Source organism: Hydrogenivirga sp. 128-5-R1-1 (genome assembly GCF_000171895.1).
In genome coordinates this window covers 34,623-52,964 of record NZ_ABHJ01000009.1, presented here as the reverse complement: position 1 = coordinate 52,964, position 18,342 = coordinate 34,623, and the positions used below count along the sequence as shown (strand labels likewise).

General features: G+C 41.7%; 27 protein-coding genes. 18 read left to right on the top strand and 9 right to left on the bottom strand.

The annotated features are described in order from the left end of the window. The gene (locus HG1285_RS08380) at positions 1 to 1,518 is read left to right on the top strand and encodes a hypothetical protein (protein ID WP_008287698.1); all 1,518 of its coding nucleotides are present in this window, start codon (positions 1 to 3) and stop codon (positions 1,516 to 1,518) included. On the opposite strand, the gene HG1285_RS19690 is transcribed toward HG1285_RS08380, so the two are convergent. From HG1285_RS19690 to tyrS, 3 genes are read right to left on the bottom strand one after another with little or no spacing between them, the layout of a single operon-like run. After that, complete coding sequence (locus HG1285_RS19690) at positions 1,490 to 2,809, bottom strand: class I SAM-dependent methyltransferase (protein ID WP_008287697.1); 1,320 nt, start codon at positions 2,807 to 2,809, stop codon at positions 1,490 to 1,492. The genes HG1285_RS08380 and HG1285_RS19690 overlap by 29 nt on opposite strands. Continuing rightward, positions 2,802 to 3,614 carry a prephenate dehydratase domain-containing protein gene (locus HG1285_RS08390; RefSeq protein ID WP_008287696.1) on the bottom strand — a complete coding sequence of 271 codons (813 nt, stop codon included), beginning with the start codon at positions 3,612 to 3,614 and terminating at the stop codon, positions 2,802 to 2,804. The genes HG1285_RS19690 and HG1285_RS08390 overlap by 8 nt, the downstream gene beginning before the upstream one ends. After that, entirely contained in the window at positions 3,598 to 4,854 is a 1,257-nt protein-coding gene (tyrS, locus tag HG1285_RS08395) for a tyrosine--tRNA ligase (protein WP_008287695.1), read from the bottom strand. Before tyrS ends, HG1285_RS08390 begins: the two co-directional genes overlap by 17 nt. Before the next feature lie 158 nt (positions 4,855 to 5,012). Here tyrS and HG1285_RS08400 point away from each other — a divergent pair, with 158 nt between their 5' ends. From HG1285_RS08400 to HG1285_RS20490, 10 genes are all read left to right on the top strand, one after another. After that, positions 5,013 to 5,405, top strand: a complete 393-nt coding sequence (locus HG1285_RS08400) for a hypothetical protein (RefSeq protein ID WP_008287694.1) — start codon at positions 5,013 to 5,015, stop codon at positions 5,403 to 5,405. Next, positions 5,402 to 6,205 carry a hypothetical protein gene (locus tag HG1285_RS08405; protein ID WP_008287693.1) on the top strand — a complete coding sequence of 268 codons (804 nt, stop codon included), beginning with the start codon at positions 5,402 to 5,404 and terminating at the stop codon, positions 6,203 to 6,205. The genes HG1285_RS08400 and HG1285_RS08405 overlap by 4 nt, the downstream gene beginning before the upstream one ends. After that, complete coding sequence (locus tag HG1285_RS08410) at positions 6,180 to 6,629, top strand: MotA/TolQ/ExbB proton channel family protein (RefSeq protein ID WP_008287692.1); 450 nt, start codon at positions 6,180 to 6,182, stop codon at positions 6,627 to 6,629. The genes HG1285_RS08405 and HG1285_RS08410 overlap by 26 nt, the downstream gene beginning before the upstream one ends. Next, the gene (locus tag HG1285_RS08415; protein ID WP_008287691.1) at positions 6,616 to 7,005 is read left to right on the top strand and encodes a hypothetical protein; all 390 of its coding nucleotides are present in this window, start codon (positions 6,616 to 6,618) and stop codon (positions 7,003 to 7,005) included. The genes HG1285_RS08410 and HG1285_RS08415 overlap by 14 nt, the downstream gene beginning before the upstream one ends. Before the next feature lies 1 nt (position 7,006). Next, positions 7,007 to 7,648 (top strand): hypothetical protein, encoded by a 642-nt coding sequence (locus HG1285_RS08420; protein ID WP_008287690.1) that lies wholly within the window; start codon positions 7,007 to 7,009, stop codon positions 7,646 to 7,648. Positions 7,649 to 7,660: 12 nt separating this feature from the next. Next, positions 7,661 to 8,143 carry a transglycosylase SLT domain-containing protein gene (locus tag HG1285_RS17470; protein WP_008287689.1) on the top strand — a complete coding sequence of 161 codons (483 nt, stop codon included), beginning with the start codon at positions 7,661 to 7,663 and terminating at the stop codon, positions 8,141 to 8,143. After that, positions 8,143 to 8,622 carry a tetratricopeptide repeat protein gene (locus tag HG1285_RS08425; RefSeq protein WP_008287688.1) on the top strand — a complete coding sequence of 160 codons (480 nt, stop codon included), beginning with the start codon at positions 8,143 to 8,145 and terminating at the stop codon, positions 8,620 to 8,622. Before HG1285_RS17470 ends, HG1285_RS08425 begins: the two co-directional genes overlap by 1 nt. A gap of 13 nt (positions 8,623 to 8,635) precedes the next feature. Then, positions 8,636 to 9,007 (top strand): hypothetical protein, encoded by a 372-nt coding sequence (locus tag HG1285_RS08430; protein ID WP_008287687.1) that lies wholly within the window; start codon positions 8,636 to 8,638, stop codon positions 9,005 to 9,007. A 133-nt stretch (positions 9,008 to 9,140) separates the two neighbouring features. Beyond that, positions 9,141 to 9,983 carry an ATP-binding protein gene (locus HG1285_RS08435; protein ID WP_008287686.1) on the top strand — a complete coding sequence of 281 codons (843 nt, stop codon included), beginning with the start codon at positions 9,141 to 9,143 and terminating at the stop codon, positions 9,981 to 9,983. Next, positions 9,961 to 10,083 carry a hypothetical protein gene (locus tag HG1285_RS20490; protein WP_255347749.1) on the top strand — a complete coding sequence of 41 codons (123 nt, stop codon included), beginning with the start codon at positions 9,961 to 9,963 and terminating at the stop codon, positions 10,081 to 10,083. The genes HG1285_RS08435 and HG1285_RS20490 overlap by 23 nt, the downstream gene beginning before the upstream one ends. Before the next feature lie 301 nt (positions 10,084 to 10,384). Here the strand turns inward: HG1285_RS20490 and HG1285_RS08440 are convergent, their stop codons facing one another. Continuing rightward, on the bottom strand, positions 10,385 to 10,600 hold the full coding sequence (locus HG1285_RS08440) for a hypothetical protein (protein ID WP_008287685.1): 216 nt from the start codon (positions 10,598 to 10,600) through the stop codon (positions 10,385 to 10,387). A gap of 195 nt (positions 10,601 to 10,795) precedes the next feature. On the opposite strand from HG1285_RS08440, the gene HG1285_RS19080 reads away from it, so the two are divergent. From HG1285_RS19080 to HG1285_RS08460, 6 genes are all read left to right on the top strand, one after another. Then, positions 10,796 to 11,326 carry an IS256 family transposase gene (locus HG1285_RS19080; RefSeq protein ID WP_008287683.1) on the top strand — a complete coding sequence of 177 codons (531 nt, stop codon included), beginning with the start codon at positions 10,796 to 10,798 and terminating at the stop codon, positions 11,324 to 11,326. Further along, the gene (locus HG1285_RS19075; RefSeq protein WP_008287682.1) at positions 11,320 to 11,961 is read left to right on the top strand and encodes an IS256 family transposase; all 642 of its coding nucleotides are present in this window, start codon (positions 11,320 to 11,322) and stop codon (positions 11,959 to 11,961) included. The genes HG1285_RS19080 and HG1285_RS19075 overlap by 7 nt, the downstream gene beginning before the upstream one ends. A 275-nt stretch (positions 11,962 to 12,236) precedes the next feature. Continuing rightward, positions 12,237 to 12,644, top strand: a complete 408-nt coding sequence (locus HG1285_RS08445) for a hypothetical protein (RefSeq protein WP_008287680.1) — start codon at positions 12,237 to 12,239, stop codon at positions 12,642 to 12,644. Positions 12,645 to 12,675: 31 nt separating this feature from the next. Beyond that, positions 12,676 to 12,918: an AbrB/MazE/SpoVT family DNA-binding domain-containing protein gene (locus HG1285_RS08450; RefSeq protein ID WP_008287679.1), complete on the top strand. Its 243-nt coding sequence runs from the start codon at positions 12,676 to 12,678 to the stop codon at positions 12,916 to 12,918. Then, complete coding sequence (gene mazF / locus HG1285_RS08455) at positions 12,905 to 13,249, top strand: endoribonuclease MazF (protein ID WP_008287678.1); 345 nt, start codon at positions 12,905 to 12,907, stop codon at positions 13,247 to 13,249. The genes HG1285_RS08450 and mazF overlap by 14 nt, the downstream gene beginning before the upstream one ends. Before the next feature lie 68 nt (positions 13,250 to 13,317). Continuing rightward, positions 13,318 to 13,926, top strand: coding sequence for a hypothetical protein (locus tag HG1285_RS08460; protein WP_008287677.1), 609 nt, complete (start codon positions 13,318 to 13,320; stop codon positions 13,924 to 13,926). Positions 13,927 to 13,931: 5 nt separating this feature from the next. On the opposite strand, the gene HG1285_RS08465 is transcribed toward HG1285_RS08460, so the two are convergent. The 4 genes from HG1285_RS08465 to HG1285_RS08480 are packed head-to-tail and all read right to left on the bottom strand — an operon-like array spanning position 13,932 to position 16,947. Further along, positions 13,932 to 14,195 (bottom strand): hypothetical protein, encoded by a 264-nt coding sequence (locus tag HG1285_RS08465; RefSeq protein ID WP_008287676.1) that lies wholly within the window; start codon positions 14,193 to 14,195, stop codon positions 13,932 to 13,934. After that, entirely contained in the window at positions 14,192 to 14,614 is a 423-nt protein-coding gene (locus HG1285_RS08470) for a hypothetical protein (RefSeq protein WP_008287675.1), read from the bottom strand. Before HG1285_RS08470 ends, HG1285_RS08465 begins: the two co-directional genes overlap by 4 nt. After that, a complete protein-coding gene (locus HG1285_RS08475; protein ID WP_008287674.1) occupies positions 14,611 to 16,659 on the bottom strand; it encodes an SBBP repeat-containing protein in 2,049 nt (682 codons plus the stop codon). Before HG1285_RS08475 ends, HG1285_RS08470 begins: the two co-directional genes overlap by 4 nt. 12 nt (positions 16,660 to 16,671) lie before the next feature. Then, on the bottom strand, positions 16,672 to 16,947 hold the full coding sequence (locus tag HG1285_RS08480) for a hypothetical protein (RefSeq protein WP_008287673.1): 276 nt from the start codon (positions 16,945 to 16,947) through the stop codon (positions 16,672 to 16,674). 170 nt (positions 16,948 to 17,117) lie between these two features. Here HG1285_RS08480 and HG1285_RS08485 point away from each other — a divergent pair, with 170 nt between their 5' ends. Further along, on the top strand, positions 17,118 to 17,303 hold the full coding sequence (locus HG1285_RS08485) for a hypothetical protein (protein ID WP_008287672.1): 186 nt from the start codon (positions 17,118 to 17,120) through the stop codon (positions 17,301 to 17,303). 283 nt (positions 17,304 to 17,586) lie between these two features. On the opposite strand, the gene HG1285_RS08490 is transcribed toward HG1285_RS08485, so the two are convergent. Beyond that, positions 17,587 to 18,285, bottom strand: coding sequence for a hypothetical protein (locus HG1285_RS08490; protein WP_008287670.1), 699 nt, complete (start codon positions 18,283 to 18,285; stop codon positions 17,587 to 17,589). Positions 18,286 to 18,342: the final 57 nt, after the last annotated feature.

Below are 18,342 nucleotides of genomic sequence, written 5' to 3'. Positions count from 1 at the left end.
GTGCTGAAAGTGGTTGTATGGAATTTTTATGAAGAATATATTGGAAAATATGCTAATGAAATCGGAGACCTCTTATTTATATGGGAGTTCGATATAAGTGATGTAGTGGATAAGATTATTAGGTATGCAGAAGACAAAAAAACTCAAAGAATAGTGATAATCTGTCATAACATATATGAAGCTAGTAGGTACGAGTACAAAAAAGACATTGAGGAACTAAAAAGGCAAATTGATGAAAGGGGTTATGATGTATATATTTTCTCCATTTCCACAAAAGCACTTGAAATTTTATTCAGAATTAAGACATTAGATTGTAAAGGTGTTGACCTAAATTTTGCGGATAGCTCCCAAACAAGTCAGAAACTACACGACTTGAGTAAAATTCCAGCAACTACTGAATCTTATAAATTAAATATGGTAGAATGCCCAATAAAGTTTTTCCGTTTTGACGATCAAACTTTTAACTTTAGGGATTTGGAGAATTATTTTAAAATCATATGTACTATAAAATCGGAAATATCGGATAAAGCTGGAAAAGTTCTAATAGTTGAAGATGATGTAGAGCAGTTTACAAACGAATATTTATCTGCTTTTAAAGAAGCTTTTTTGCCTCTGGGCTTTAGTGATAGCGAGTTTGAAATAATAGATGCGCGTGATTATTCTTCTCATGAAGAAATAGTAAACGTTGTAAAGAGTAAAGTTGAAGGAGATGACAGGTTTCATATACTTATAGCAGATTACATGGTGGGTGACAAAAAGCCTTCGGAATCCTATAATCATTATATAGGTTATTTTATAAACAAAAATAATGAAACAGATAAATTTTTTACCGTTATCTTCACACAGGAAATTGAAGGCGAAGAAGGAAGAGGAAAAATATCAGATTTTTATATGAATCTTTTGAGCCCGTCTGTCAGCACTAGGGATATAAGAAGATCTGCTTTGATGACTCTGGCTAAAAATTGGCTAGGCTATGATGATAAAAAACAAGTTGTAATTCTCCGTCTGCAGAACGCGATCATGGGCTGGATTGTGCCAGATATAATTCAAAAAATAAATGTGAAAAATATTAAAGTTTATTATTACAAGACGACAGCCGGTGTGTATATATTAAAAATGGTTGAATTTATAGATAATAATGATAGATGCCTTATACAAGAACTTTTAGATGATGTGTATACTGCCCAGACAAAAGCAATTCATAGGAAAATAACCAACTATGTTGCGGGAATAAGTGATTCCTTAAGACCAAAAAATCTTATTGAAAATGGAACGCTAGCGGGCGCGGAAGCGGATATAATTTCACTATCTCTGGCACACTTTCCGAGTAACAATAGCATTCTAAAATATATTAACAACATCACTATATGTAAAAATACCCATGATGAGGTTATAAAATTGTTGGGGGATTTACAGAAAACTATAAAAGATGAATGTGAATCTACCAGTAAAGAATTGACTGAAAAATTGGTTGAGGAGATATCCGTAATTATTGAGCTTGTCGGTTTACTTTCCTAAACCAGCCGAGTATATAATGTCCTCTGTTTCTCAAGGCTTTGGAAATTTGAAGGTCAAGATGCCAGAGATTTTTTTCGTCAAACTGATTAGCCTTGGCACTTACAGAGCACACAGGAAAAGTCATTAAGCACTCCTTCTGAAATCCGTAGCTAGACAACAGAGACTCAAGCTCGTCTATTTTAAAACAGTAAGCTCTAAAGTCTATCTTGTTCGCAACCCTAAGTAGACCTAGTTCTCGTATGGGAACTGCAGCCAGAGTCAGATCGGAGCCTTTTTTTATCAAATCAAAAGCTATGGAATCGTAATTGTAAACGGATATAAAAAGAAAACCTTTATCTTTTAAGACCTTACTTATCCCTTCCAGGGTTCTATAAGTGTTTACATAGCTGAGGAATCCAAAAGCGGCTATTATAACGTCAAACTTTTTGTCCCTTCCAAGGAAATCACCTATATATTCCGCTGGCATTCGCTTTAGGTTTATATTTCTGCCTTTCAGCTTATTTTTAGCTTTGTTCAACATACCACTACTAAAGTCTATTGCGGTTACTTCACCATATTCTGCTAACATTCCGCTCAACCTGCCTGTTCCACACCCCAGTTCTAATATGTTAAGCTCACCACCATTACTTTTTTTAGTTTTTTCAAGAAAATTTCTTATCTCTTCTTCTTCTTGCTTAAAATACACTCTTGTAGCGAGATACTTCTCTTCTGTGTCATCGTAAGAATCAGAAAATTCATCCGCTTTCTTTAAATGATCTATATCCACAGGGCTTTCTTTATAATTGTTTTCTATCACTTTTATTATCTGATCATCTTGCATGACCACGCTGGGTTTATTTTTATCTCTGCTTTTTCTAAAGTGGGACACATACTGCCAGAAAGGCTCTTTAGCTTGCCAGATTTCATTGTGAACTTTGTCAATTTCTGCTGTATATAGCACTATGGGAACAAAAGGGGTTATTTCATATAGTCTAGGAATTAGATCTCTATATCCCCGTTCGTTATCCCCCAAGACGTTATCAACAAAGATGATATCAAAAAATGGAAGTTTTTCAACACTATCACTACGGTTAAATGTATACAATTCAATTATATCATTAATAAACTTTTTTATATTATTTCTATCTTTTGGCATGAAAACATAAAAGGACAATTCTATAACATCATTAATCATTTTTTTATAAACATATATTTCTACATTTTGGTATTCAGATTGTTCTACTGGATCTGAAAGTTCAAATATACGTGTATCTAACGCATCATCTATACAAAGGATATTGTATTCAATCATATTTGTACCCTCCCAGATAAATTATGTCACATCCGAGAAGTTTTTTAATTAGGTTGATTACATACTCGGTTTTCCCAGAATAAAAGCACCCTTTAATTTCAAAAAAGTGATATCCTTTTGAGTAGCCAAGCCTGATGTTCTCCGTCTCATACTCCTTAAATATATCTTCTAAGACCTTTTCTTTTAAGCTATCAAGCTTTACCGCTATAATAAAGCGGTTGTGATCTTTAATGTCTTCCCTACTAATTATGTAAAAAAGTGTTCTTGTCCTGTGAAAAACCGTTTCATTATTCGTTTTCAAATTCTTGCAATTCAATAGCTTCACTTTTTTCCAGCTTGAAGGCACATCAATATCCATTTGAGAGCATGAACTTGGTGCGTCAATAAATATAAGCTTCTTACCTGCATATTTGTTCTTTAGGCGATGATAAGTCTGTAAGAACACCTCTAATTTTGTTGCGACAAGAACAACATTGCTGTCTTCTTCGCCTTTTTCTTCTATGCAGTATTCAATGTCAAGGCCTAATGTTGCTATTACTTTTGTTTTTTCCCCTATTGATCTATCCTCAATTGATTCTACAAGAAAATCAATCACTCCTATATCTGAGTTTATCGCTGGGATAATACCATATTTGCATCCTGCCTCTACCTTCGCTAAAACCTCTTTATTACTTTCACACGCTATCAGACTACAATTGTTATTTCGTTCTTCTTTAAATTTGTTGGCTGCGTAATATGCATTTGTCCCTTCAGGGCCTAGATATGCAATATAGCAACCCTCCATTTCATTACTCCATCTTGACAATACCTCTTTGCTTCCCCTTAGCTATTATAACAACACTTCTGTTTCTAAAGAGCTCTGTAGCTGGCATATCACTCACCACAGTTCTTCCGTTTACCCTTATCCCTTTGTTCATTAGATTGCTTCTGAATTCGTTTTTAGATTTAACAAGATTTGCCTTCATAAACAGATCAGATAATTGAAGGGATTTGATCTCGTCTTTCGCAACTGTTGTGGCTACCCAGCTTATGGCTCTTTTGCTTATGTCTTCAAGGTTAGTTTTTGGATCTTTTGAGAATAGAAAATCTGACAACTTCTCACACTCAACAGCTGCTTCTTTGCCGTGAACCCATGTTATTACTTCTCTGGCCAGTAATTTCTGAACTTTTCTCAATTCAGGGCTTTGTCTGTGTTCTTCAATGATGTTTTCCACTTCTTCTTTAACCATACTTAGGCTAAACAGCCTAAAGAGTTTTATTGCATCGCTATCAGACAACCTGATGAAGTACTGGTATGCGTCAAAGGGTGAAGTCATACTTTCATCAAGCCAGAGAGTCTTCTTGCCCCCTTCAGATTTGCCAATCTTATGGCCATCTTCAGTAGTTAGTAGAGGGAATGTAACGCCAAAAACTTTTTCTCGTCTTAGCCTCTGTATAAGCTCCACACCTTCTACAATATTCCCCCACTGATCGCTACCTCCTATCTGAACTTTGCAACCGAACCTATCATACAGGTGAAGGAAATCAAAAGCTTGAAGTAGGGGGTAGGTAAACTCGGCAAAAGAAAGGAATTCTTCTCTGCTAAGCCTGTTGTTGATAAAGGTATGTTTTACAAGCCTGTTTACGGAAACATATTTCCCAACGTCTCTCAGAAAATCAATGAGGCCAAAGTTCTTAAACCATTCATAGTTATCCAATACAGGCACATCTTTACCTAGCAACTTTTTAATTTGCACTTCTATTTTTTCTTTATTTCTGATAAGGTCCTCTTCAGGAAGTATGGGTCTTTCCTTTGATTTACCACTTGGATCTCCTATGCGGCCTGTTGCTCCTCCAACTATAACTATCACAGGGTTACCATGTTTTTGGAAAACACGAAGCGCTGCCACGGGAATTAAGTTTCCCAGATGCAAACTCGGTGCAGTAGGATCAAATCCCGCGTAAACTGTCAGCTTTTCCTCTTTTACCTCTATACTCTTGTCAGTCACATCTTTTATAAATCCCCTCCACGTAAGTTCTTCTATAGCATCCTTTATAAATCCCATCCTGCTATCCTCCTAAACTATCTTAATCCTTGCTGTTAATTATAAAAGGTTTGAAAAGTAATTAAAGGTTTTCCACTAGTGGTCGCTTGTCTTCCACAAGTGGATAAGTGCAGCTTTTTAACTCAGAGAAATAGACTTTTAATCAAGGAGGCGAAGAGATGAGTGGACGGATCCTTAAAGGCTTATTTGTCTTTTCCCTTCTGCTGAGCACTTCCTTTGGTAAACCAAACGCTCTTATCATTGTAGAACAATCCGCAAGAAAGTCCCTTGATAAATTACAAGAAAAGCTTGCAATGTGTTTTTTCATCCGAGGATGTCCTGAAGATGTGGTTGTAGATATAACGAGCAAGGCTCTAATCACCTGCTACCAGCTTCATAGGGTTTCAGAAAGAACTCATACTCTCTGCTCTTGGTGTCAGGGTGTCTGGAAGAAGAAGCGATCAAAGGAAGAAGCTCTCAACTCATTCCTTTTTTGTGCAGCTTCAATCTATTTGGAGCGAGAGATGGGTATCAACCTGCTTGACTTAGAACTTAGGAGGTGGGTGCGATGATTGGTCTGATAGTATTCTTTTTACTTTTTACAAACCACTTTATAGCAATAGCACAGGAGTATTCTGCTAAAGAAAAGCTTGACCAGTTAAATCAGGAAATAGGAGCTACTGCCAAGGAGCTTTCGGAAGAAAGCATTAAACTTCAAAAGGAATGGGAGCGTTTTGTCAGGGAGTGTAAGAATGCAAACCCAGGTACAAAGTTAGGAGAGTTTTGTAGGGAAAAGCTATTTAATATAACGCTTGAATTTTACATAAAGCAGTATAGGCTTCTCAAATCCCTAAGGGACAAGCTCGCGGAAAAACTCAGACTTACAGAACAACTTGACTTAGGAAGTAAGGAAGGTTGGTATGACAAAATTGTCTTAAACCATACGATCGAATCTTTGGAGGATATTCAAGCTTTCTTCAAAGATTTCAGTAGTAAGTTAAGTAGAGGTAGAAGGAATTTGCTCAAGAAAGCTCTCAACAGTGAAATGGCAATGTTTGAAACGCGGAAACATATTAGGAAGTACCAGAATAAATACAATTTCGACGAGGAGGAAACTTATATAGCCTTACGGCAAGGAATAATAGATACTCACAATATCCTGCAAATTTATAAGGAAATATTTCAGCTGCTCATATTTTTGGACACGCAAGCAAGTGTAAATAGTCCCACTGTGTTCATAAAGAACGTTGGTGATCCTCTGCAGCAACTTGATAGATTTCTTCAGTTCTACTCAGGTTTCAGTACAGAGACCCAAGAAGGTGAAGAACCTGAGGGAGGTATTTACTATGACTTTTCGGAGTTCAAAAGATAAGGCTGTTTCTGTCCTTCTAGCCATTCTGGCTGTTATCGGGCTTATCTCCTTCGGAAAGGATATGCTTAAGGGACTTGCATTTTTAAGCGAAGCTGGCGGGCCTGTTACTCTACTAATAGTAATCCTATCCTTAATAGCTTTAGGCATTTATATTTGGGACAGATTTTTTGTGGGGTCGGTTGATAGTTCTATTCAAGCCCTTGTTTTCATGGAAAGGTATGCTCCTTCAATGGGTTTGCTAGGAAGTCTGCATAGCTTCATGGTTAAGATGGGCTCAGCCTTCAAAGAAGGAACACTGAATCTCCAAGAAGTTTCTGAGATGCTTGCATTTGCTTGGCTTAGCACGATTGCAGGTGTTGTGATTCACATCATAGCAGGAATGATCCTTAGTTTTGAACGGAGGAAAGAGAATGAGGAAGACTAAGGAGGGAGCCTTCTCAGCTGCGTTTGTAGATGTGTTTTTTAACCTGATGGTTATATTCTTGATTCTAACCTTAATTTCCGAACCTTCTAGTTCTTACCAAGATCTAAGGACAGAAAGGAATTCTAAGGGTTCTTATGAAACAAGAGATATAAGTGTGGAGATAAAAGCTATACAGGATGGTTGGCTTGTTAAGTTAAAGGGTAAGGAGGTATTTAGAGGGCAAACAAAAGATGTGATCTCGTGGATAAACAGGACTTCGCCTTCTGCCATCAGCGTGACTATCAAATCTAATACCACCCTCCGGGATTTTTTAGCCATATACGAAACAGCTCAGCGTATTGGAACGGTTTTTTTCTACCAGATGGAGGAAAGATAAAATGGTAAGGTTTCTTATTCTTGGCATTATAGGACTTACATTTACCATTTTATTTATCCTTAAAGCGAAGATTCCAGGCCATCCGTTTAGGTTAGAATCCTCTCCAAGGAACAACGTAATAGTTCAATTAAAGATAAATCCTAAAGCACAAGTCTTGGAAGAAAGCACAGGAGTACAAGGAAAATCGCATAAAAAAGGTTCCACTGAGCTTTATTCCATCAAGATACGGATAGAAGGCAAAAGGGAAGTTGTCAAAAAGCTTATAGATAAGGGAGCCCGTTTTGTTATCTACGATCCGTGGAACAAAAGGGTGGTCGGGGAACTGAACAGTAGGCTTTCTATTGTAGCCCCAAACGTTTCTGGGAGCATAGCCGGATACAGAGTATTTATACCCTGGTTAGAGCACGAGGTGAGAAATATTAAAGACTGCTTAAGTTGCACTACATACTTTATTATGCCGACCCATCTAGAAGTAAAGATGAGAAGGCTCGTCAAGCAGTTCTTGGCTTCAGAGAGAACCGAAACTGTAACAGCCTTCCTAAGCCTTACCACCCTGAAAGGGAAGCTTTACGTGAGACTTGATAAGTACACGGACTCCACAGGACACAGCAGATGGGTAAAAACATACATACCTCTTGAATAGGAGGTCTGTGTTATGGTTATGATTGTTCTATCCCTATTGTTTCTATCAACTCTTCTTAGGGCAGAGACTGATCCATTATGTACTGAAATTTACGGTGGTATGTATAATCCAGACAAGCTATTTACGATAGTAAATAGGTCCGCGGAACTTGCCGAGCTTGATCCTATGCTGATTGTAGCAGTTATACATATAGAGAGTTCGTGGAATATCTGTGCTGTTTCCAGCAAGGGAGCCATAGGTCTCATGCAGATAACGCTCCCTACGGCAAAGATTTTTGATCCATATATTACCCAACTTGAACTCTTTGATCCTTATGTGAACATAAATATAGGTTCTTTATATCTTGGGGCATTAGTGAAATATTATGGGAATATTTACAATGCCCTTCTAGCCTATAACGCAGGCCCTCGGAGGGCACACTACCCTCAAGAAGCACACCGTTACGCTTTAAAAGTTATAGGAGTTTATAAAAAACTGCGTAGGAGGTATGAGTGATGACAAAGAAGGCTGCTTTACTAGCTTTAGGGCTTTTATTTATAAGCTGTGCTCAGAAGCCGGAAGTTGTGTACGTGGAGAGGAAAAATATTCCAGGGCAAGAGAATACAAATCCTCCAAGTATTAAAATCTCTCTGCAAGAAGCCGCGGTTCTGGAAAAGGCACACCTACTTATAAGAAAAGGTGAAGTTAGAGAAGCCATAGCGGTGCTTGAGGATAGTATTATCGAAAACAGATCTAAACCATTCAGGTGTTTAGCATTCAGCTTATTGAATGTGGCTTACTTAAAGAAGGGAAAGATTTCTTCTTTCCTTGCATACGGGCGAGAACTTGTTGAGAACTGTAGAGCGTTTAGAAGGCTACCAGAAACAACTCAAGTTCTATGTCTTTTATATTCGACATGGTCGAACGATAGCATTCCAGAGGATCTTAGTATAAAACCTGAAATAAGAGAACAGATCACATCCTTAATTAAATAAAGGAGGTGATACTATGGGTGGATTTTTACTCGCGCTTATTCTTATCATAATATTTTTTGTTGGTGTAGTTAACTTCACAAAGCTCACAAGCAATAATGGGCTGAAGGTGCAACCTAGGCAGACAGAGAATCGTTCTGTAGAAAAACCTTTTAAACAGGAGTTTAAACAAAAACGAGAATCTAGTAGACCTAACAAACCAGAAGAAAAGCATAGTAATGAGATGCAGCCAACTCATGAAGTTAGAACATCTGATCTAAAAGAGATCATAAATAAGTTTACTAGCAGGTATAATAATTCCGCGTTAGATCATAAGATCCAAAAAGAAAAGAAGAAAAAAGAAAGGCTTATGAAAGAAATTTTGGATATATTTAGTAGAGATGACTGAATGGCGGTTCAAGCACGAAGGTACAAAGAGGTAGTATATCAAGATCGCGAAAGGGGAGAATAGTGAGAAGTAGTGCACGAGGCATTCATGGGGAATACCTTGGGAAGACACTTCTTTCCTATAAAACGAGGCAATGATGTTTAGCTTAACTTATAAAGATCTTACTTATTTTTTAGATAGTATTTTACCCCAAGAAATTATTGATTTAACATGGTATGCTTCTATCGACCCACTATACTGGGCAATACTTAAAGCTGAAAAAGACAGGAGACAAGAGCAGGGCAGAAGGATGAATATAAAATTAGACCCTTTATCACCTGCATCTATTTATTCAAGATATATCTTAGGGCATCTTGAAAAAGATGCTATCGTACCCATTAGAACTATCAAGAGTCGTGCACACGTAGATAAGTTCACTCATGAACTGGTTAATTCTATGAAACTATATGAACTAGGGTTTGATATTGAATACCAAGAAATTTTCAAGTATATAATCAGTGAGCTTTTAACAAACGCCGTAGACCATGGAAAGTCCTATGCAATCGCAAGCGCCCAGAGACTTTCTGATCTAGATGAGATCGAGATTACCGTTGTGGATACAGGTCTTGGACTTTTGCGCACTATAGGAAGGAAGTATAAAGTAAGCTCGTCTTCGGAAGCTATTAAACTTGCAATTAAGAAGAACATAAGCGGGGCTATGGACTATTTATACGGTAGTGCACAACGGAATGTAGGTATGGGACTTTGCGTTATTTCAAAAATAGTAAAAGATACGGATGGTGTCATGTGCATAGTGTCAGATGATAGTATTGCTAAGTACACGCCTTCTGGAGAGTATGTAACTACGATAAAAAATAAATGGCAAGGGACAATAGTAATGAGTAGGTTTAATCTTAGACCGTTTATAAAAGTCTTCGAAAGCGGCTTTATAACCTACATGAGCAGGATAATAGATGATATTGAGAAAGAACTCTGAGGGTAAAAATCATGAAGCCATAACTAAGGTTTTGTATCCTGAGCATGTCAAGATAAGGAAGTGGCTAGACAGGGGAAGAGAAAATAAAGGATTATGGTAGTAATAGAAAGCGGAACAGTATATACGCAAAGTATATCTCAGGGGCTAATGCCACTAGAGATTGGCTTTGAGGAAAGTGGAGAAGTTCGTAAAAGCCCTTGGACTAAGAGGGTCGGGGGAAGCAACCAGGCAGTGGTACCATGCTAAAGTTTTGCAACTCTTGGCAAGAGACCGCTCAAGTCTGTAAAAAGGAACTTCCTTGGGGAATTCCCTGGGGAGATGAGAGAAATGAACGAAGCTAAATACAACGCCTTCTTGAATATTTTCTCACATTCCCCTTACACATTGTCTTCCTCTCTTACCTACTCAGCCTCAACTTTATCAAGGTCCCTGAGCTCTTCCAACTTAGATCCCCTGCCCCAAATCCAATCTCTCCTATACCAGCTCCTGGCTAAACTCAGCTCCCTCCACAGAGCCTTCCTCATCGCAGACACCACACTCTTGAGAAAACTGGCCCCAAAATTGAAGGCGTCAAAAAGCTCTACGATCCTTACTCCAGAAAGGTTATACCCGCCCACAGGGCCTTAGTCATTGTCCTCTGGACAAACGGATTAAGAATTCCTCTCTACGTTGAGCTCCTCCACGAAGTTAAACCTGTAGCTGCTCTGATTTCCACTCTTAAGAGACCCCTTCCTCACCTGAGAAAGCTATTTCCCAATATCGTCTTTTTGTGGGGACTGTGCCAGAATTTGTGTAAAAAGGAGGGCACAGGTATGAAAGAGAAAGGAAACCTGTCAAAGCAGGACCTTAACCAGCTCCTGAGAGAATTACTCTCCCAAACCATAGGTAAACTCCTTGAGGCTGAACTGGAAGAGTTCCTTGGCTACAAAAAGCACCAACGCTCTGACAATCCCAACCCCAGAAACGGCTACTACCACAAACACCTGAAATCCCAGCTCGGAGAGCTTCAAATAAACGTCCCAAGAGACAGATTCTCTAAGTTTGATCCCAAGCTCATACCGAAAGGTTCCAGAACCCTCGTGGAAGACCTCCAGCACAAGCTCATGCTCCTCTATTCAAAAGGTCTCTCCACAAGATACATCCAATCTATACTGAAAGATATATACGGCATAGAACTTAGCCCTTCCACCATCTCCAGGCTCACCGACAGGATAATCCCAGAAATCAAAGAGTGGCTCTCAAGACCGTTAGAACCTGTCTATGCCTTCCTATTTATTGACTGCACTTTTGTGAAGGTCAGGTTAGAGGGCAGAGTAAAAATGCGGCGGTATACACGGTGGTAGGAATAAATCCAGAAGGCTACAAGGAGATTCTGGGATTCTGGATACTGGAGACAGAGAGCGCCAGCCACTGGGTAAGTGTTCTGAACGATCTCAAGAGCAGGGGAGTAGAGGATGTTCTGGTTGTGGTAGCGGACAATCTAAAGGGTTTGGAAAAAGCGGTAAGGAGCGTATTCCCCAGGGCAGATTACCAGCAATGTGTGGTTCACAAGGTCAGGAGCAGTTTAAGGAAAGTCAGATACGGGGATAGGAAGGAGGTAGCGAGAGACATGAGGTCTATATATACACAACCTACTGAGCAGATGGCGAGGCAGAAGCTGGAGGAGTTCAAGAGCAGATGGGAGAGTAAGTATCCGCAGGTGATAAGGGAATGGGAAGGGGACTGGGAAATGATAACTACCTTTTACAGATACCCTTACGAGGTAAGAAGATGTATGAGCAACACGAACTTGATAGAGAGCGTATACAGCAAGGTGAAGAAGGTGACGGACAGCAAGAGAGTATTTCCGCACGAGGAAGCACTTATGAAGGTTTTGTATGGAGTAGCACTTGAGCTTGAAGACAAGTGGAAGAGACCGGTCAGGGATTGGGAGCTTATTCGTTCCCAGCTTGAAATACTCTTTGAGGGCAGGTTATGATTTACACAAAAGTTGAAACAGTCCCTTTTTGTGCGATGCAGGGCTTATCTGCAATAGGCTTTTGAACTTCCTGCTTTCGCAGGAGATAGATAAGGTAAAGCTCAAGGGAGTGGTAAGGCTATTTATGCCTACAGAGTGGGTGAAGGGAGTGACAAGGAGAGAGTGGCTGTAAGCAACAAGGCACTTAGCGAGAAGTGATTTGGAAACCTTTATAGGTACAGGTGGCAGGTAGAGAGCAAGATAAAGGTTTTCAAGATTCATAAGCTTGAAAGTATATGGTCAGGAAGCTAAGAGCTATAAGGCTCTGGATAATAGCTGTGTGGTATGTTGTGCTTCTCAGGCTTAGGTCTAAGCTGAGTGGTATAGATTTCAGAAAGTATTTGTTGTCTCTTGTGTTTCCACCCGTTGTGCTTGGGCTTGCTGAACCGGTTGAGTTTGTTCAAGATATTGTGCGACGATGTTTGAGATTTTCTCCCTTTCCTGACAAAAGTCCGTCGGTTAATACGATGACTTCTGAAGGGCTCAGGTTTGCAATGCTTGTGCTCGTCAGGAGAGGTATTGAGCCAACACTAAAGAACCTGAGGAAGCACCTGGGTCTGAATATACATTTCGGCGGGGCGCAAGTAGGCTTGAAAACACAGTATCAAAGATACATCTATAGAGAAATTTACATTGCATCTTGAAACGTATCTACCTGTGTATATACTTAAGATCATGGCATACAGGAGCAAGCTCGGAAGGTGGGGAAACAGCTTTGCAGTCAGGATGCCTGCGCATTTGATCAAGCAGCTTGAAATTTCTGAGGGCGAAACCTTACTTATTGAAGTCCAGGGAAAGAAGATAGTGGTTAAACCCGAGAAGGATAACCGTCTGGAAGATCTAATAGGGAAGATAACTCCGCAGAATGTCCACGGAGAGATAGACTGGGGAGAAAGAAAGGGTAATGAGGTCTGGTAAGTACGTTCCCGACAGAGGGGACCTTGTATGGCTCTCCTTTTCTCCCCAGATAGGACACGAACAGGCGGGAAGGAGACCTGCCCTCTGTCTCACACCCAGGGAGTACAACGAAGGAACATCGCTCGGCATATTTGTTCCCGTAACTTCCAAGGTAAAAGGCTATCCTTTTGAGGTTCCTGTAGATGGAGGGACCATCAAAAGTGTCATACTTGCTGATCAGGTCAGGAATATTGACTGGAGAGCCAGGAAAGCGGAATTTGCGGAAAAATGTTCCTCTCAGACAGTCAGAGATGTAATAGAAAAACCATCCTTGCTGATAGGAATGGCTTGACTGTGTACTTAAAGCGTTCATTGAACCTAAACTTGAACCTTATGCGGAGTTTTCTTAAAATCTTCCTTATGGAAGAAGAGGAAACGCTCTATATTTCTTCCGACCAGCTCAGAGTATTTGATAGAGAATTCAGAGATGTGCTTGAAGAGTTCAACAAGTATACAGACACACCTATCAGTACAGATAGTTACAAAAGATTTATTGAAAATTTCATTGTACTGGCGTACAGAAACGAATGGATGGGTTTTCAAGAAGTAAAGTCGGTTGGCGAGCTTGTCTCCGACGAAGAGGTAGCCGATAAACTTGAACAAACTATCTCTGAGGATGCAAACGATGACATCTCCTATACTGCTATTTCAGTCAATTACAGCATTGAGAAGTTAAAGTACTATCGGGAAAACGCCGAGAAAATATACAAAAACATACTTTCTGGAAATTACCTGATAGACATTACAGACATACTTCACGCTGTTATTTCGGCTTTTTGGGTTCCTATATTTGACATATTTGATTTTGATGAGCGTATTCGTAATGCCATAAAGGCAAGACTCAAAGAGAAAGCCGAAACTCTGCCAGAACCCTACAAATTGATCTTCACCATGATGCTGATATGGTTTGAGGAAAAAGAGCAAAGCCATATAGAAGATATGGAGCAAGAAGGTACTACGGAGGATTAAAAGCCTCAGTTCAGGTTTAGCACATCCTTTATCTTATGCCATAAATTTTTAGTGGTAATCTTGGTCTTGCACACAATTCTGTTAAGCTTACACCTTCTATTACACTTAGCCAGTTTGTCTCTGTCTATAGGATTTTCCTCCACACAAAAGAACTGACACCTGCGGTATTCAACATCACATCTGTCGGGTGATTCTAAGGAAAATCCTGCCTGAGGCAAGAGACTTATAGTTACCACCACCACGGCAACATACCTGGTCAATACCCTCATGTAAGATACCTCACGAAGGGCTTGTTGTAGCCGGTGGCAACGTTGTTGGATATGTAGCTGTCGTACCCGATGTGCACCGGCTCGTGATCTTCATTTTCAATTGTTATCATTACATCTTCTTCCACGCTTACAAAATCTGCTCCGTGTTCTTTTATCCATTTGTTTATCTCATCGCACACAAACTTTGCAGATGAAGAAGGTAGCTCGTGAGTTTCTATCAGTATAGAACCCGGTATATCCACGTACATCACAAACTCCCGTGTTCCGTCTTTAAGCTCGTTCATTTCAAGCACAACGCTTGCTTCAAGTGTCGCAAGGCGCAGTATATTAGGCGCATTGTCGTCTTTAACTGACAGTGTAAGTGTAGCCTTCTTTGCTACAACCTTGTAACCCTCCATAAGGTAGTCCCAGACGTTCATAGCCTGAAACTCAACCTACCTTGTAACAGCCTGTATGCACCTCTCATGAACAGCAGTATCAGGAGTGCCAGATACGGAGAGCCTGAAGGAGTAGAGGAACAACCGCCTCCGCCACTACTGCTTGCACCTCCTCCTGTTCCGCCTCCGCTCGTAACACTGCTTACGGTTATGCTTACCGTTGCCTCCGCTGTAGCTCCCAGGTTATCAACAACCGTGCACTTTGCGGTGTAAGTTCCTCCGCTGTTGTAGGTAAAGGTTGCTGTGTTGCTCGTGGTAACGGTGTTGATCTGCCCATCTCCTTCAAAATCCCATCTGTATTCAGTTACGGAGCCGTCCGGATCAACCGCATCGCAGGTAAAGTTTACCGTAAGAGGAGCTGTCCCGGAACTCGGACTGGCGGTGAAGGAGTTTATCTGAGGTGGCTGGTTAATATCAAACTGAGCGGAGCAGTTGAGGTCTGATGTCATAGTTACTACACAATATGTAGTGGTTCCACACGAAGAGCAATCTCCACCCCAGCCAGAGAATACGGAGCCCTGTGATGGTGTGGCTGTGAGGATTACAGTAGTTCCGTCAGAAAACTGTGCCTGACAGCTATTACCACAGTCTATTCCGGAAGGATTGCTCGTAACCGTCCCGTTTCCGGCTCCTGTTTTGCTGATAGATAAGGTGTAGTAAACCATAGCGTTTACCACAATGCTGACATTCTGACTGACGGTTCCTCCTCTCCCATCATCAACGGTCAGCTTTGCAATGTAATTCCCTGCATTGCTGTAGGTCTGCTGTTGGGAGGTGTTGTTGGTACAGTCGTTTATCGTGTAGTCCGTATTTCCATCGTTGTCTATGTCAAGGTAGCAGGTAAGAGTATCTCCGTCCGGGTCTGATACGTTCCAGCTGAAGGTAACTGTGAGGGGAGCATAACCGGTCTGCGGGTTCGCCACAAAAAAGCTTACTGAAGGAGGCAGGTTAAAGCTAAATTTGCTCACAAATGCATCAACAACACCCGCTGTCTGAAAGGCACCGCTTGTTGTAGGAAAGTCTGCTGAATACGTCTCACCAGCCACATACACGTTGCCTGAACTGTCTATAGAGATAGCAGCAACTCCGTCATCACTGCTACCACCCAGATAGGTTGAAGCGAGAAGGCTTGAGAGGTCGGAGCTGAGCTTGCTCACAAATCCATCTCTACCACCCGCATTGGCTGTCCGAAAGGCACCCCCTGTTATGGGAAAGTCTGTTGACCATGTCTTACCAGCCACATACACGTTGCCTGAACTGTCTATAGAAATGGCATTGAGCCGGTCTATACCACTACCACCCAGATAGGTTGAGGCGAGGAGAGGGTCAATGACAAGCTCCCTGTTTCTGTCATACTTTCCGACTTTGAATCCGTAGGTGTTTCTGTCTATGAGTGTGTAGCTTACCTTAACTTCCTTCCTCCTGCCCTCTACCTCCTGGTAGGCAACAGGCTTTGTGAACCTGACCTCACCGAGTTCGGTCTTTACAACAAGCTCTCCCGTTTCCTTGTCCACGCTGAGCTTTCCGCCTTCTATCCTTATCTTTATCTTCTCAGGACTGCTTCCGGGCTTTATCCTGAATATCTTTTCCACATTCCCGCCGTATGCCTTAAGCTCAAGCTCTACACCTCTGTAAACCTCCCCCATAGAGACACTCAGGTATGTGGGTATGTTGTTCCTCCAGTTTTCAGGTTTTCCCTTAAAGTAACTCACCCTTGTTATAGCCCTTTCCTTGCCTCTTATCGCTTTCACCCTGCCGTTTATGAGGGTTTCCTTCAGTGCTATCGCTTTACCTTCCTTCTCAGGTAGGCTGTAAACAAGCTCTCCTTTTTCCGTAACAAACAGCGTGCCTCCGAAGGTCCTTGCGTAGAACTTCACCCTCCTGTCAACCTGTCCTTCGTTTTTGATAAAGGGAACCCGGAGCTTTAGAAGCTTCTGCTTCACCTCTTCTTCAGAAACTTGTTGTGCTGACGGGCTTATCCCAACAATCAACAGAACTAAGGCAAGCAAGGAGAAGATGCTTCTCATACCACACCCCTCCTACTCATAAGGAAATACAAACAACCCAACCTTCTTCTGCCTTTGGGTTGTCACATACACATTCTCACAGAACTTAAAGGTCTTGTCTTTCTTAACCTCTTCCGCAATGGAGTAATCGTAGCAGTTGAGCCAGCTTCTCAGCATGGCTTTCCTTTCATCCGGCACGCTATAATCTTCCACACTAGCCCTAAGCTTCATAACAAGCCCCGGCGTAAAGGGTATAACCTTTTCCTTCTGATTCCTGAAGTCCGTGTCAGGGCATAGGATGTTTTTCATATCCCAACCCTCCTATTCCCTGTGCATAGTTTAACGAGAGATTATAGACAATGTCAATTTGAGATTACTCAGAATAAACATTTCATGGGTATATTGACCGATATTCTCAGTTTATTCGGAGCATGTCAAGATAAGGTAAGGGTGAGACAAAAAGAGGGGAATAAAGGATTATGGGAACGATAGAAGGACTGGAGAAGTATATACCACAGGAACAAAGCCCCAACAAGAGTGAAAGCCAAAGCAGTCTCCTATGCCACTGGGGAATGGCTCTGAGGAAAGTGGAAATATTCATAAAAGCCCTTAGGCTAAATAGGATCGAGGGAAGCAACCAGGCAGTGGCATCACAGACTTTCTAAGCTTGTAGAGTATGTTTTCAAAAGCTTACAGGAGCTGTATGTGGACGAGACACCGAAAATTTGGAGCAGGCTCCCTTTCGTGGTTGAAGTTGGCGAGTCAAAGGTGTAGAAGGTGTATATGAACCTGTCGTTGCCCTGTATGTAGACGTCCGGTATTACCTTTTCTATGCCTACCGGAAGGCTGTTTGAACCACCCAGGGAAACGGACGTTCCTCCTCCGGTGCGGAACTGGAGCTAGGTATCCCTGTAAGTGAGTCTGGCCGGAAAGTTTGAGTTAGGGCAGTCAAGAGTGACCGTTGTCGTGTCCTTTGTAAGGAACTTCGTCGTGTCGTTGAAGTCCAGGTTCAGGGCCCCCCGAAGGGACGCTCCTCTCCACGTACACCGACTCGGGCTGTATATCGAATCCAGCTTGAGCCCCGTAAAGGACCACGAGGTCGTTAGGTGACGTGTGAGCACTAACGGAGTAAGAGGTGGAGCCGTCAAAAACATAAGCCTCTTCTACACCGTACCTTCTTCCCCACTTTATGAATACACCCTTGCCATCCGTGCTTGGGGTTTTCCACGTCAGATTCCCGCTCAGGGTTTCATTTTCCGGCAGGGTGCCGCAGGAGATTATTACCTCACTGCTCTCGTCGAGGGTGAGGAACACGGCCCTCCCTTCAGGTATGCCGGATGCGGGAGCGCATACTGCGATAACCCCGTACTTCCTGTCCGGGTCGTTCACGATAAATGTATAGGTTTCGGTGGGGCTCCCGTGGGTGCTGATGCTGAGGGTAGCGACCTGGGGTTTCTGAAAAGTCCCGTTTCCGTCCTGTGCGGCTACAAAGACGGTACTTCCCATCCCCATGTAGTTGTAGACCTTGATGGTCACGGTATTCCCGCTTCCTCCGCCTCCTCCACCGCCACCTCCGCAGCCGTAGGTGCAGATACCGAGAACTGCCACGCCGAACACCGCGGATAGAAAGCCTAACACCTTCCTCATGGCAAAACCTCCCCGAAAGTTTTCCTGAGGATAAATGTCCTGCGGCATCCGAGTATA